The sequence below is a fragment of the Alistipes sp. UBA6068 genome (genome assembly GCF_949428155.1).
GTDB classification, from domain to species: domain Bacteria; phylum Bacteroidota; class Bacteroidia; order Bacteroidales; family Rikenellaceae; genus Alistipes; species Alistipes muris.
Window position 1 is genome coordinate 134,626 of the sequence record NZ_CASQFS010000002.1, and the last position, 13,840, is coordinate 148,465.

11 protein-coding genes are annotated in these 13,840 nt (G+C 61.4%); 4 read left to right on the plus strand and 7 right to left on the minus strand.

The genetic code is table 11. The features are described from left to right. Positions 1 to 29 precede the first annotated feature (29 nt). Complete coding sequence (locus QVG21_RS02040; RefSeq protein WP_287921669.1) at positions 30 to 1,007, minus strand: GSCFA domain-containing protein; 978 nt, start codon at positions 1,005 to 1,007, stop codon at positions 30 to 32. Positions 1,008 to 1,074: 67 nt separating this feature from the next. Between QVG21_RS02040 and ispE the strand changes: the two genes are divergently transcribed. Then, positions 1,075 to 1,884, plus strand: coding sequence for a 4-(cytidine 5'-diphospho)-2-C-methyl-D-erythritol kinase (ispE, locus tag QVG21_RS02045; RefSeq protein WP_287921672.1), 810 nt, complete (start codon positions 1,075 to 1,077; stop codon positions 1,882 to 1,884). A gap of 569 nt (positions 1,885 to 2,453) precedes the next feature. Here the strand turns inward: ispE and uvrB are convergent. Next, positions 2,454 to 4,496, minus strand: a complete 2,043-nt coding sequence (uvrB, locus tag QVG21_RS02050; protein WP_287921675.1) for an excinuclease ABC subunit UvrB — start codon at positions 4,494 to 4,496, stop codon at positions 2,454 to 2,456. 1,078 nt (positions 4,497 to 5,574) lie between these two features. Here uvrB and QVG21_RS02055 point away from each other — a divergent pair. Together QVG21_RS02055 and QVG21_RS02060 are read left to right on the plus strand one after the other, a co-directional pair. Continuing rightward, positions 5,575 to 6,219, plus strand: a complete 645-nt coding sequence (locus tag QVG21_RS02055) for a hypothetical protein (RefSeq protein ID WP_287921678.1) — start codon at positions 5,575 to 5,577, stop codon at positions 6,217 to 6,219. Beyond that, positions 6,206 to 6,487 (plus strand): winged helix-turn-helix domain-containing protein, encoded by a 282-nt coding sequence (locus QVG21_RS02060; RefSeq protein ID WP_287921680.1) that lies wholly within the window; start codon positions 6,206 to 6,208, stop codon positions 6,485 to 6,487. Before QVG21_RS02055 ends, QVG21_RS02060 begins: the two co-directional genes overlap by 14 nt. Before the next feature lie 46 nt (positions 6,488 to 6,533). On the opposite strand, the gene QVG21_RS02065 is transcribed toward QVG21_RS02060, so the two are convergent. After that, a complete protein-coding gene (locus QVG21_RS02065) occupies positions 6,534 to 7,430 on the minus strand; it encodes a radical SAM protein (RefSeq protein ID WP_287921683.1) in 897 nt (298 codons plus the stop codon). A 128-nt stretch (positions 7,431 to 7,558) separates the two neighbouring features. On the opposite strand from QVG21_RS02065, the gene QVG21_RS02070 reads away from it, so the two are divergent. Next, positions 7,559 to 7,873 (plus strand): winged helix-turn-helix transcriptional regulator, encoded by a 315-nt coding sequence (locus tag QVG21_RS02070; RefSeq protein WP_287921686.1) that lies wholly within the window; start codon positions 7,559 to 7,561, stop codon positions 7,871 to 7,873. A 76-nt stretch (positions 7,874 to 7,949) separates the two neighbouring features. Here the strand turns inward: QVG21_RS02070 and QVG21_RS02075 are convergent, their stop codons facing one another. The 4 genes from QVG21_RS02075 to QVG21_RS02090 form a co-directional block, all read right to left on the minus strand. Continuing rightward, positions 7,950 to 8,681 (minus strand): SDR family NAD(P)-dependent oxidoreductase, encoded by a 732-nt coding sequence (locus QVG21_RS02075; protein WP_287921689.1) that lies wholly within the window; start codon positions 8,679 to 8,681, stop codon positions 7,950 to 7,952. 14 nt (positions 8,682 to 8,695) lie between these two features. Then, the gene (locus QVG21_RS02080; RefSeq protein WP_287921692.1) at positions 8,696 to 9,133 is read right to left on the minus strand and encodes a deoxycytidylate deaminase; all 438 of its coding nucleotides are present in this window, start codon (positions 9,131 to 9,133) and stop codon (positions 8,696 to 8,698) included. A gap of 1 nt (position 9,134) precedes the next feature. Continuing rightward, positions 9,135 to 12,428 carry a preprotein translocase subunit SecA gene (gene secA, locus QVG21_RS02085; RefSeq protein WP_287921695.1) on the minus strand — a complete coding sequence of 1,098 codons (3,294 nt, stop codon included), beginning with the start codon at positions 12,426 to 12,428 and terminating at the stop codon, positions 9,135 to 9,137. A gap of 151 nt (positions 12,429 to 12,579) precedes the next feature. After that, positions 12,580 to 13,830 carry a peptidase U32 family protein gene (locus QVG21_RS02090; protein ID WP_287921849.1) on the minus strand — a complete coding sequence of 417 codons (1,251 nt, stop codon included), beginning with the start codon at positions 13,828 to 13,830 and terminating at the stop codon, positions 12,580 to 12,582. Positions 13,831 to 13,840: the final 10 nt, after the last annotated feature.

The following is a 13,840-nucleotide window of genomic DNA, read 5'->3' on the forward strand; positions in this document are numbered from 1 at the left end:
GTCGTTCCGAAAGGCCGAAGTTACGAAATTTAACGGGAATTTCCGCTGTTCAGACGGGCTATTTCCTGCGAAAAGTCGATTCCGGCGCTTCGTCGCAGGGCCTCCATCCGCCCGACGGTCCGGCGGCACAGTTCCTGCCACGCGTCGCTGTCGGTGCGGCGGGGACGATGGAGGGATTGGGCCACAAGGCGTTCCACTTCGGGCAGGAGTGCCTGCGCTTCGTCCGAGAGAGCTGCTCCGGCGAACTTCTCCCAGATGTAACCGACCGCCTGCGGCGAGGGGTGGACCAGGTCGTCGGCATAGAAACGGTAGTCGCGCAGGTCGTCGGCGAGCAGTTCGCAGGCGGGGAAATAGTGCGCATGGCCGAACCGTTCGGTCAGTTCGCCGACAGCAACCCGCAGGGTAGCTTTGCTAAGCGAATTGCCCTCCGCGCCGTCGCCGAGGTGGCGCACCGGGCTGACCGTGAAGACGACTTCTTTGCCGGCCAGCGGCCCGGCGAGGAGCTGCGACCATTCGGCTGCGATTTCTTCGACCGAGAGCCGTGTACGGTCGAAAAGCGTCTGAGGTTGCTTGTGGCAGTTGGCGACGACGCGGCCGGTCTCCCTGAGCCGGTAGACCCATGCCGTGCCGAAGGTGACGACAAGACAGCGGGCGGCGGGCAGGAGCCTGCGCAGGCGGTCGAGCGCGTCGTTGTAACGCCCGAGAACCGCGGCCGGGTCGGGGCCGCTCAGCAAAGTGTTGGCGTCGTAGTGGAACCACCAGCCGTCGGCGTCCTGCCGGAGTTCGGCGAGGGTGGCGGGTGCGGGGTCCTGTGCGCGGCGCAGCAGGGCGGCGACCGACGCAGGGTTGAAGAGCGGCCCGGTGAAGTTACCCTCGGCGCGGAACTTCAGCTCCTGCATCCGGCGGCGCATTTCGTCGGCGAAGCACGAGCCGAACAGCAGCACGGTGTCGGCGTAGCCGAGCCCGAGACCCAGCGGCGCGACGTTGATTTCGGTGCGGAATTTCATGGGGCAAAGGTAGGGGAAATTCGGCCGAAAATTTTTAATTTCTGATTTTTAATTTTTAATTTGCAGTATGATTCTGCGTGCGAACTGCAAGATAAATCTGGGGCTCGACGTGCTGCGCCGCCGCGATGACGGCTACCACGAGCTGGAGACGGTCATGGTCCCGGTCAGGGGACTGGCCGACGAGGTGGAGGTGACGTGCCGCGAGGTTCCGGGCGTCGGGTTCCGGGCCGAAGGGCTGGCGGTGGACTGCGACCCCGAAGACAATCTGTGTATCAAGGCTTTCCGGCTGATGCGGGAGCGCTATGGGGTCGACGGGGTGGAAATCCGGCTTGACAAGCGGGTGCCGTTCGGTGCCGGGCTGGGCGGCGGTTCGTCCGATGCTACGGCGGTCGTGCTGGCGCTCGACGAGCTGTTCGGGCTCCGGCTGCCGGAGGAGGAACGGATTGCCTGCGCCGCCGCGCTGGGCAGCGATACGGCGTTCTTCGTGCGGAACGTTCCGCAGCTGTGCACCGGACGCGGGGAAATCATGTCGCCCGTCGCCCTCGATTTGCAGGGGTTGTGGCTGGCCATCGTGAAGCCCTCCGAGGGCGTTTCGACCCGCGAAGCCTACGCCGGAGTGACGCCGCGGGTGCCTGCGGTGCCGCTCTCCGAACGGCTTCGGCGGCCCGTGAGCGAGTGGCAGGGGCTGGTGACCAACGATTTCGAGCCGACGGTCTTCGCGGCCCATCCGTCCGTCCGGGCCGCCAAGGAGGAGCTGTTGGCCGCCGGGGCGCTCTACGCTTCGATGTCGGGCAGCGGCTCGGCGGTGTTCGGGCTTTTCGACGACCCGCAGAAGGCCGCTGCGCTGCGCACGTCTTATATTTATCCGATGGAATAAAAGCAGCCGGGCCCGGAGTGGCGGTGGGTTACGGCTCCCGCCAGCGCGGCAAGGCAGATTCAGCAGTCCGCTGGCGGCGGTTACCGGATGTTAAAACGTTTTAACAAGCCGCTAAAACGTTCCTTTTCAGGCAGGTTTTCTCGCCTCGGCATAGCTCAAGTAAACTTGGCTTTGCACTCGGCTTATCGAAAACGTTTCAATACGCCGTCAGTTATTCATCCCAGTCTGGCAGAAAACTTAGTTTAATGAATAATTAAGAATGAATAGTGAATAATTGGTTTTCTTATGTCTTTGCCGATTATTCCTTATTAACTATTCATTATTCATTTTTTTTGCCATTCATTCCAGCGATTGCTTTGGAATGCCTGCTGCGGGCTACCGCGCCAATTCGACGGGAGCCTTGGGTTACGTCGGCGAGCGCGGCCACGTTTGGTCTTCGTCGTCCAACTACGCAGGCAACCGCAACGCGGGGCTCATGTGGTTCCACTCGGGCCTCGTGAACCCCTTGGACAACAGCAACCGGGCAAACGCCTTCTCCGTGCGCTGCGTCCAGCATCTGCGGGCTGCTTTTATTTCTTGGATTTTCCGTCGCGGAGCTTCTGCAGTTCGTACATGCGGTCGCGGAAACGGGCGGCGGCGAGGAAGTCGAGCGACTTGGCGGCGCGTTCCATATCCTCGCGTGCGCGGTCGATCTGCTGGTCGAGGGAGGGCTCCGTGTCGGCGTTGAAAGGTTTCTCGACGTCGGCGGCTATCATGTAGTACTTTTCTTCCAACGGGTAGGCGGTACTTTCGGCGGCGGCTTTGGCGGCCAGCAGCGCGCTTTGTCCCGTGCCGCTCCGCCGGGCCTGGTGGGGCAGAATGCCGTGCTCCATGTTGTAGCGCACTTGGATTTCGCGGCGGCGGTTGCTCTGCGCGATGGTCGTGCGCATGGATTCGGTGCAGGTGTCGGCGTAGAGGATGACATGGCCCTGCGAATGGCGCGCGGCGCGCCCGGCAATCTGGGTGAGCGAACGCACGTTGCGCAGGAAGCCTTCCTTGTCGGCGTCGAGAATGGCGACCAGGGCCACTTCCGGCAGGTCGAGCCCCTCGCGCAGGAGGTTGACCCCGACCAGCACGTCGAACATGCCGGCGCGCAGGTCGTCCAGAATCTGGATGCGTTCGAGCGTATCGACGTCCGAATGGATGTAGCGGTTGCGGACCCCCACGCGGTCGAAATATTTGGAGAGCTCCTCGGCCATGCGCTTGGTGATGGTCGTGACCAGCATCTTGTCGTCGTTCTTGACCCGCTTGTCGATTTCCTCGATGAGGTCGTCGATCTGGTTGAGCGTCACACGCACTTCCAGCGGCGGGTCGACCAGCCCCGTGGGACGAATCAGCTGTTCGACGATGACCCCTTCGCTTTTGGCCAGCTCCCAGTCGGCAGGGGTGGCGCTGACGTAGATGGTCGTGCCCTGCAATTGCTCGAATTCGTTGAATGTCAGCGGCCGGTTGTCCTTGGCCGCCGGGAGCCGGAAGCCGTATTCGACCAGGTTCGCCTTGCGCGCGCGGTCACCGCCGAACATGGCGTGTACCTGCGGAATGGTGACGTGGCTTTCGTCGACGACCATCAGATAATCCTGCGGAAAATAGTCCAGCAGGCAGAACGGCCGGGTCCCCGCGGCGCGCCCGTCGAAGTAGCGCGAATAGTTCTCGATGCCAGGGCAGTAGCCCAGTTCCTTAATCATTTCGACGTCGTACTCGACTCGCTGTTTGATGCGTTGCGCCTCCATCGTGCGCCCCTCGTGCTCGAAGACCTCGATTTGCTTGCCGAGGTCGAGGTAAATCTGCTGCACGGCCGCGGCGATGCGCTCCTTGGTGGTGACGAACAGGCTGGTGGGGTAGAGCGTCAGCGAATCGAGCGCGTGGATGCGCTGGCCGGATACGGGGTCGATGGCGTAGATGGCCTCCACCTCGTCGTCGAAGAACATGACCCGGAAACACTGGTTGCCGAACTCGCCGAACGCCGCCATGATGTCGACCGTGTCGCCGTTGACGCGGAACGTGGCAGGTTCCAGCCCGCGCTCGGTACGGGTGTAGAGCGCTTCGACGAGCTTGTAAAGGAACTGTTTGTAGTTGACCGTCTGGCCGACTTCGATGTGGATGGCCGTGGCGTGGAAGTCGGCGGGGTTGCCCGCGCCGTAGAGACACGAGACGCTCGACACGACGATGACGTCGCGGCGTCCGGAGAGGAGCGTGGCCACGGTCTGAAGCCGCATCTTCTCGATTTCGTCGTTGATCGAAAGGTCCTTTTCTATATAGGTGTCCGACGCCGGCAGATAGGCTTCGGGCTGGTAATAGTCGTAGTACGATACGAAGTACTCGACGGCGTTGTGGGGGAAGAAGTTGCGGAATTCGCCGTAGAGTTGCGCCGCGAGGGTCTTGTTGTGGCTCAGTACGAGCGTCGGGCGGTTGAGCCCGGCGATGACGTTGGCCACCGTGAACGTCTTGCCCGAACCGGTGATGCCCAGCAGCGTGTTGTGCTGCGACCCGTCGCGGATGGCCCCGAGCAGCTGCGCGATGGCCTCCGGCTGGTCGCCCGTGGGGGCGTAGTCCGATACGAGTTGGAAATCCATAGGGCAAAATTAATTCATAATTCACAATTCACAATAGCGATTCTTCGTCGCCGGGCAGAAAAGCGCTCTTTTGTTTCTTCATCGCAGGGCTGTTCCCATTTTGTTATTTCAAGCATCCGCTTTGTTATTCCGAGGGTCTCTCCTCTGTCATTCTGAGCGTCGGTTCGCTGCGTTCAACAAGAAATATGCGGCAGTCATTCGCGGGCCCGGCTGGGGCGGTCGCGCTGTAAGCGCGAGCCGGGCTCCGCGCAAAGTTGTTGTTGCGTCATCCCGATGTGCTCGCCTTACCTTTTGTGCAGTCTTTGTCATTCTGAGCGTCAGCGAACCGACGCTCGCAGCATGGGCAGAGAGTGCTTGCAGGCTATGTCATGCAAGGAGGAGGTCAACAAGGCAGTGCAGTTAAGAATCTGTTTCACAGCATCGTCATTGCGAGCGAGTACAACGAGCGCAGCAATCTGAACAACCCCCCCCCATCCCCGTCATTCTGAGCGTAGCGAAGAATCTATTCCTGCACCGAAACCTTTACGAACAACTTGCAAGTCTCTTTTTTCTTGTACTTTCTTGTGCAAGAAAGTACCAAAGAGCTTTTGCACGGTGAAAATGGCGGCATCCGTCTTCGGTCGTTCGCTGAGCGGGCACGGAAGACTTACGCTGTTCCGAACACCCGCTTCGGGCGCTCGCTCCCTCGACGAACGAAACCCCGCCATTTCCACGAGTACGGAACAACCATTTCGCCTGTTCGAGTGGCTGCAACTGACACTTCGGGATGATATTTTTGATGTGTGAGCGGCAAAAGCCGTTCCGGAGCGGTCGCAAGGGAGGATTGTGCCCTATGAACTCGTTCTTATGCCGTTGCTATTCTGGCGTGGAACGGACATCCGCATGAAAAAAGTTGCCGGAATATTTGGTTTATTGAATAAACCGATTTATATTTGCAGTACAGATTGGGCTGGGGCAACGTCGCGCGGGTTTGCCCTTTCCTTTTCCGAATGAAGTTTATATTATAAACCGATTAAAAATTATCATTATGAACGATCGTAGAACAAACGCTTTAGGGAGTCCGAGCGCAGAGCCGAGTTTGCACGAACTCAGCCAAGGCGGGAAACTCAACGAAAAGGAGAGCATCGAGCTGATAGCCCGTATGATTTCCGAGACCAAAAGCCGTTTCGAGGTCGGCGACGGCAATATCCTTTTGAGCTGGGGCATCCTCACGGCGACCATCGCCACCATAGTGTGGGCAGCGGTTGCCGCGACCGGCAATCCTGCATTCAACGGCCTGTGGGCGCTGATGGCCTTCGGTTGGTTTTTCAATCGCAGGCTGGCCGTGAAGCAAAGCAGCCGCGGCTGCCTCTCCTATACCGACAAGCTCTGCGCCGCCATCTGGAAGTCGGTCGGGATTCTCGGTGCGGCCGGGGTCGTCGTTTGCGCGATTCTCCATCTGACAACGGGCAATTCGCCGTGGATGGTCATGTTCTTTTATGCGCTGTTCGTGGTGGGGTTCGGCATTATCGGTTCGGGCGCAGCTCTGAAAGTCCGCAGCATGGTGGCCGGAGGAATCCTCAGCGTCGCTTTCGGCATGGTGCTGCTGGGCTGCATCTTTTCCGGGGTGAAGCTCTCGATGACGTGGGTCATGCCGTGCTTTATCCATTGTTTCGTGCTGATGATGATCATTCCCGGTCTGGAAATGCGGCGGCTGGCGCGCAAAGGCAATGAAAGAGCTTGACCCGCTGCTTCATTCGCAGCTGCGGCTGGCGGTCATGTCCGTGCTGATGAACCTTGCCGAAGCGGACTTCGTGTACCTCAAGGAGAAGACCGGCGCCACCGCCGGAAACCTCAGCGTCCAGCTCGACAAACTCGCGGCAGCCGGGTATATCGAGGTGGAAAAAGGATTCGTCGGCAAGAAGACGCGGACGCTCTGCCGGGTGACCGCGGCCGGGCGCCGGGCTTTCGAGGAGTATGTGGAGACCTTGAAGGAATACCTGAACATGTAGTTTGAAAAAGCGCTCCGGACCGTCGGGAGCGCTTTTTGTGCCGCGGTCACAGGTGAACGATGCCGCGGCGGTAGGCGGCGAGCTCGTTTTCGGAGAAGCGGGCGAGTGCGTCGTCGAGCTCGCTCAGCAGGCGGGCACGGTCTTCGGGCAGGCGCCCGAGCAGCGGCACGGTGTTCGACACGGTGTGGCCCATCAAGGTGGCGGGAATGGTGAGGGCGGCGATGAATGCGCGGAGTTCTTCGAGCCGCTCCCGCTCTCCGGCTTCGACGAACCGCCCAGCGGCGACGTCGGCGGCCAGCGGAGCTTCGGGAAAGAGCGTCAGCGAGACGATGCCTATTATATAAGGATGCAGGCGGTTGAAAAGCGCCGCCGTTGCATCGGCCGCCCGCAGTCCGTTTCCGGCGCCCGCCAGCCCCGTCATGTAGGTGAAATAGTATTCGATGCCCGCCTCGTCGAGCCGCCGGCATTGCGCCATGGTTTCGGCCGCCGTGTGCCCCTTGTGCATGAACTCCAGAGACGGTTCATCGCCCGTTTCGGTGCCGATCGTCAGTCCCGTGATGCCGCGGGCGCGGAGTTCCCGCAGTTCCTCGTCGCTTTTTGTTTTGATGTCCGTTATTCGGGCGAACATGCCGATGGTCTGCACCTTGGGCAGGTAGTCACGGATGGTATCGGCCAGCCGGACAAGCCGGTTGTAGCTGAGCACAAACGGGTTGGCGCCGACCAGGAAGACGCGCCGGGCGCGCGGCTGACAGCGTGCGATGCTCCGCAGGTCGGCCTCGATTTCCTCCGGGGGCGAAAGGCGGAAACGCAGGTCGCCGTAGAGCGAACAGAATTTGCAGGCGTGGTGCGTGCAGCCGACCGTCGCCTGCAACAAGACGGAGTGGGCTTCGTAGGGCGGACGCCAGACGGTGCCCGTGAAATGCTGTTGTTCCGATTCGGTCATAATTTTTGTAATTTTGTAGGCTGCAAGATAGGCCGATTTGGCGTGCGAAACAAGAACGCACCTGCGTATCAGCTACTTACGCGGAGGATAGTTTCGCTGAATCCGAAGCGGTTGCATGGATGAAAAAAATGGAAAACAATTCTGCATTGTCGCCTGCGTGCGCGCTGTTCGAGCGTTTCGGTAGCCGCTGGGCATTGCTGGTCCTGCTGACCTTGCACGAGCATGAAGTGCTGCGGTTCGGCGAACTGACGCGGTCCGTGCCGGGCGGAATCTCGGAGCGGATGCTGGCCGCCACGGTACGCGATCTGGAGCAGGCGGGATTGGTGGCGCGCACGGTCTATCCCGAGGTGCCGCCGCGGGTGGAGTATGCGCTGACGCCGAAAGGCGGTTCGCTGGTGCCGCTGCTGCGGCAGCTGCTCGAATGGGCTGAGAAGAACGGCTGAATCCGGACCGGCCGCACAACTGAAAACGAGATGTACTCCGGCACATCTCGTTTTTCTATCTTCCGTCCAACGGAAATCAGGCGTTTTTGCGAACCGGAAGCCGCTCCCACAGCCAGGCGGGAATCAACCTCCAGAAAAATACGAGCACGGCATAACGCCTGTCGATGACAATGCGGCGCCGGCGCTGCCGGATGGCGCGGAAAATGCGCCGGGCGACCGGTCCGGGCTGCATGAGCAGCGGATAGTCGTCGCCCGAAAGCAACGGTGTAGCAACGAATCCGGGGCGGATGTCGGTGAAACGGATGGGCAGCTTTTCCATGCGCGCGAGCTGCGCGAGGGCGTCGATGTAGGTGTTCTGCATCCGTTTGGTAGCGGAGTAGGCCGGGGCCGAACCCAGCCCGCGGGTGCCTGCGACCGAACTGACGACGGCGATATGACCGCCGCCGTGCGAGCGGAACCAGCCGAACGCGGCAGTCACCATGCGCACGAAGCCTTCGCCGTTGGTGCGGAGCGTGGCCAGCTCGATGTCGGGCGTCAGCTCGGTGTTGCGCTTGCCGATGCCGGAGGTGTGGAAGTAGATGTCCATGCCGCCCAAACGCCCGGCCAGTTCACCGAGCTGCTGCGGGGCATCGTCGCGTGTGATGTCGATGACTGTGGTTTCGACCTGGGCGGGTGCCAGTGCCTTGAGCTGTGCGAGGGCCTCGGCGTTCCGGCCTGCGGCACCCACGCGCCAGCCTGCGCCGATGCAGAGCCGGGCCACTTCCTGCCCCAGCCCCGAGGTAGCCCCGACGATGACGATACGCTTCATGGATGCGGAATTTGTCAAAGTGTGTCGGCGGAATACTGCACGCATTCGATGCCGACCTTGCGCAGCAGGTTCAACCCTTCTTCCGAACGGTAATCCTCGCTGTAGACGACGCGCCGGATGCCGGCCTGAATGATGAGCTTCGAGCATTCGAGACACGGTGCGGCGGTGATGTAGAGCGTCGAGCCGTCGCAGTTGTTGGCGCTTTTGGCCACCTTGGTGATGGCGTTGGCTTCGGCGTGGAGGACATAGGGCTTGGTCCTTCCCTCCTCGTCTTCGCAGATGTTCTCGAAACCCGAGGGGGTGCCGTTGTAGCCGTCGGAGATAATCATCTTGTCCTTGACGATCAGCGCCCCGACCTGCCGCCGCACGCAATAGGAATTCTCGGCCCAGATGCGCGCCATGCGCAGGTAACGCATGTCCAGCTGCCGCTGTTTTTCTTCGTTGTAACCCACCTTACATCCCTTTTCCGTGGCAGTTCTTGTACTTCTTGCCCGAACCGCAGGGGCAGGGGTCGTTGCGGCCGATCTTCTTCTCGGCCTGCATCGGCATGGGCTTCTGACGCTCGCCCTGCCCGGCCTGCGCCGCGGCCTGCATGCGCGAAGCCTGGAGCTTGTTGACGTCGACCTTGGCCTGCTGCTCGCGCTGGCGCTGCACAGCCTCGGCGTTCTGGTCGCGCACGGGGATGTAGGCCTTGCCCAGGATCGAGAGCACCTCGCGGTTGACCTTCACGAGCATTTTCGAGAAGAGCCCGAACGACTCGAATTTGTAGATCAGCAGCGGGTCCTTCTGCTCGTAGGAGGCGTTCTGCACGCTCTGGCGCAGGTCGTCCATCTCGCGCAGGTGCTCGCGCCAGGCATCGTCGATCGAGGTGAACATCACCACCTTGGAGAAGACCTTGTAGATCTCGGCCCCGTCGGTCTGCTGGCAGCGGCGCAGGTTCACCGGCACGTTGAAGCCCAGGTGGCCGTCGGTGATCGGGAAGTAGATGTTCGAGTCGAGCTGCTCCTTGCGCTCCTCGTAGATGCGCTCCATGACGGGCCGCACGGTGTCGGCCACGGCCTTGGCGCGGCGCGCGTAAGCCGCCTTGAGGTCGGCGACGATCGCCTCGACCAGCTCCTCGGGCTTGGCCGCCGCGTAGGCCGCCTCGTCCAGCGTGGGCTCGACGGCCACCTCGCGGATGAGCTCGAAGCGGAACTCCTCGAACTCGATGCCGCGGTGCTCCTCGACAAAGTTCTCGGCGTAGTCGTACATGATGTTGTTCAGGTCGATCTCCACCCGCTCGCCGTAGAGTGCGTGGCGGCGGCGCGTGTAGATCACCTCGCGCTGCGAGTTCATCACGTCGTCGTACTCCAGCAGGCGCTTGCGGATGCCGAAGTTGTTCTCCTCGACCTTTTTCTGGGCCCGTTCGATGGCGCGCGTCATCATGCCCGCCTGGATCACTTCGCCCTCCTTGAGCCCCATGCGGTCCATCATGGCGGCGATGCGGCCCGAGCCGAACAGACGCATCAGATCGTCTTCGAGCGAGACGAAGAACTGCGACGAACCCGGGTCGCCCTGGCGTCCGGCGCGTCCGCGCAGCTGGCGGTCGACACGGCGGCTTTCGTGGCGTTCGGTGCCGATGATGGCCAGACCTCCGGCCTGCTTGACTTCGGGCGTGAGCTTGATGTCGGTACCGCGGCCCGCCATGTTGGTGGCGATGGTCACCTGCCCGGCGCGTCCGGCTTCGGCCACGACCTGGGCTTCTAACTGGTGTTGTTTGGCGTTCAGTACGTTGTGTTTGATGCCGCGGAGCTTGAGCATGCGGCTCAGCAGCTCCGAAATTTCGACCGAGGTGGTGCCGACCAGCACCGGGCGGCCCTCGCCGACGAGCCGCACGATTTCTTCGATGACGGCGTTGTACTTTTCGCGTTTGGTCTTGTAGATCAGGTCCTCACGGTCGTCGCGGATGACCGGGCGGTTCGTGGGGATGACTACGACGTCGAGTTTGTAGATGGACCAGAATTCCGAGGCTTCGGTCTCGGCCGTACCCGTCATGCCGCCCAGCTTGTGGTACATGCGGAAGTAGTTCTGCAAGGTGATGGTCGCGAAAGTCTGCGTCGCGGCTTCGACCTTGACATGTTCCTTGGCTTCGATGGCCTGGTGCAGGCCGTCGGAGTAGCGGCGCCCTTCGAGAATGCGGCCCGTCTGTTCGTCGACGATCTTCACCTTGTTGTCCATCACCACATATTCGATGTCCTTCTCGAACATGGCGTAGGCTTTCAGAAGCTGGTGGACGGTGTGGACGCGTTCGGACTTGACCGAGTAGTCGTTGATGACCGCGTCGCGCTTCTGCGCCCGCTCCTCGGCCGTGAGGTCGCTCTTTTCCAACTCGGCGACCTCCGACCCGATGTCGGGCAGGACGAAGAACCCGTCTTCGTTGAAGTATTTCGAGAGCGCTTCGTGGCCTTTGTCGGTGAGTTCCACGGAGTTGAGCTTCTCGTCGATGACGAAGTAGAGGTCGTCCGTGATCTCGGGCATGCGGCGGTTGTTGTCCTGCATGTAGACGTTTTCGGTCTTCTGCATCAGCGCCTTGATGCCCTGTTCCGAGAGGTATTTGATGAGCGGCTTGTACTTGGGCAGACCCTTGTGCGTGCGGTAGAGCTTCACGCCGCCTTCGTCGTTCTTGCCCTCGGCGATAAGCTGGCGCGCTTCGGCCAGCAGCGCCGTGACCAAGTTCTTCTGGAGGTTGTAGAGGTTCTCGATGGCCGGGCGGTACTGCTCGAACATCTGGTCCTCGCCCTTGGGCACGGGGCCCGAGATGATGAGCGGCGTGCGGGCGTCGTCGATGAGCACCGAGTCGACCTCGTCGACAATGGCGAAGTGGTGCTTGCGCTGCACGAGGTCTTTGGGCGACGAAGCCATGTTGTCGCGCAGGTAGTCGAAGCCGTATTCGTTGTTGGTGCCGAAGGTGATGTCGGCCATGTAGGCGTCGCGGCGGGCGTCGGAGTTGGGCTGCGTGTCGTCGATGCAGGCCACCGACAGGCCGTGGAACTCGTACATGGGGCCCATCCACTCGCTGTCTCGCTTGGCCAGGTAGTTGTTGACCGTCACTAAGTGTACGCCTTTCTTGGCCAGCGCGTTGAGGAACACGGGGAGCGTCGCGACAAGGGTCTTGCCCTCGCCCGTGGCCATCTCGGCGATTTTGCCCTTGTGGAGCACCACGCCGCCGAAGAGCTGCACGTCGTAGTGGATCATGTCCCACTTCACGTCGTTGCCGCCCGCAAGCCAGTGGGTCGCATAGACGGCCTTGTCGCCCTCGATGCGCACGAAATCTTTCGTTGCGGCCAGTTCGCGGTCGAAGTCGTTGGCCGTCACCTCGACCGTCTCGTTCTGGGCGAAGCGGCGCGCCGTGTCTTTCATGATGGCGAACGCTTCGGGCAGAATCTCGTCGAGCTTCTCTTCGATGCGGGCGTCGATGCGCTTGGTCAGCTCGTCGATTTCCTTGGAAATCTTCTCCTTTTCGCCGAGCGTCGTCTCCGGTTTTTCGAGCTGGGCGCGCAGTTCGGCGATGCGGGCTTCGTCAGCGGCGATGTAGTCGGCGATGCGGCGCTTCAGCTCCTCGCTGCGGGCGCGCAGCCCGTCGTTCGAGAGTGCCTCGATTTCGGGGTATACGGCCTTGATTTTCTGAATGTAAGGCTCGATTTCCTTGCGGTCCTTGTCGGCTTTCGAGCCGAAGACCATCTTGATAAGACTGGCAACTATATCCATAGGTTGTTCTGTTTGCGGAAGTTTCCGGAGTACGAAATCTTACAAAAGTAGTGATTTCTTTTCAAACCGCCAAGCAGGCACAGGCAATTTTGTGCCAACTTCGGTTGCGGAGGTCGGCAGACAGGTGGAAAATTATGTTACTCTCTGATTGTCAGTCTTCGGCGGACTTCTCGAACTTGTAGAGCCGGTCGCCGCGGCGGATTAGTCCGGGCGTATGGATGGCGCACAGCTGTCCCTGCACGACGGAGGGCACGGGCGTGCCGTCGGGGCCGTGGAGTTCGTCGAGCCGCTGTTCGGCTACGCCCGTAGTCGGTCCCATGAAGAAGATTTCTTCGCCTGCATGCAGCGGGGCCGCTTCGACAAGGACTTCGGCCACGGAGAGTTTCTTGAAGAAGTTCGTCACCTTGCCCACATAGACCTTGCGCCGTGTGGCGGCCGAACCGTAGTGGGTGCTGTGTTCGGCGACGGGGCGCCCGGCGTAGTAGCCCTCCCAGAATCCGCGGTTGAAAACCGTTTGCAGCCGCTCCTTGAGCCCGGCGGCGAATTCGGGCGTATAAGTTCCTGCTTCGATGGCGCGCAGGGCCCGGTCGTAGTACTCGACCACGCGCTTGACGTATTCGGCGCCGCGGGCGCGTCCTTCGATTTTGAGGACCCGGACCCCCGCGGCGACGAAGCGGTCGAGGAAGTCGATGGTGCAGAGGTCCTTGGGCGAGAGCACGTATTGCCCGTCGACGTCCAGCGCCGCTCCGGTCTCCTGGTCGGTGACGGTATATTTGCGGCGGCACAGCTGGCGGCAGGCGCCGCGGTTGGCCGAGCAGCCCGTTTCGTAGAGCGAAAGGTAGCACTTGCCCGAAATCGACATGCAGAGCGCTCCGTGGGCGAACATTTCGATTTCGACCAGTTCGCCCCGCGGGCCGCGGATGTCGTTCTCGGCGATTTCGCGGTGGATGCGCGCCACCTGCTCCAGCGTCAGTTCGCGCGCCAGCACCACCGTGTCGGCCCACTGCGAAAAGAACTTGACGGCTTCGGAGTTGGAGATGTTGCTCTGGGTCGAAATGTGGACCTCGACCCCCACGCGGCGGGCATAGAGGATGGCGGCCATGTCGGTGGCGATGATGGCATCGACCCCCTCGGCCTTGGCGCGGTCGATGACCTCGTGGACGGTGGCTATCTCCTCCTCGTAGACGACGGTGTTGACCGTCAGATAGGCTTTCAGCCCGGCTTCATGGGCGATAGCGACGATGCGGGCCAGGTCGTCGGGGGTGAAGTTGGCCGCCGAGGCCGACCGCATGTTGAGCTGTCCGATGCCGAAGTAGACCGAGTCGGCGCCCGCCTGGATGGCGGCCGCCAGGGCCTCGTAGGAGCCTACCGGGGCCATGATTTCGATGTCGCTGCGCAGCATTGCGTTCAAT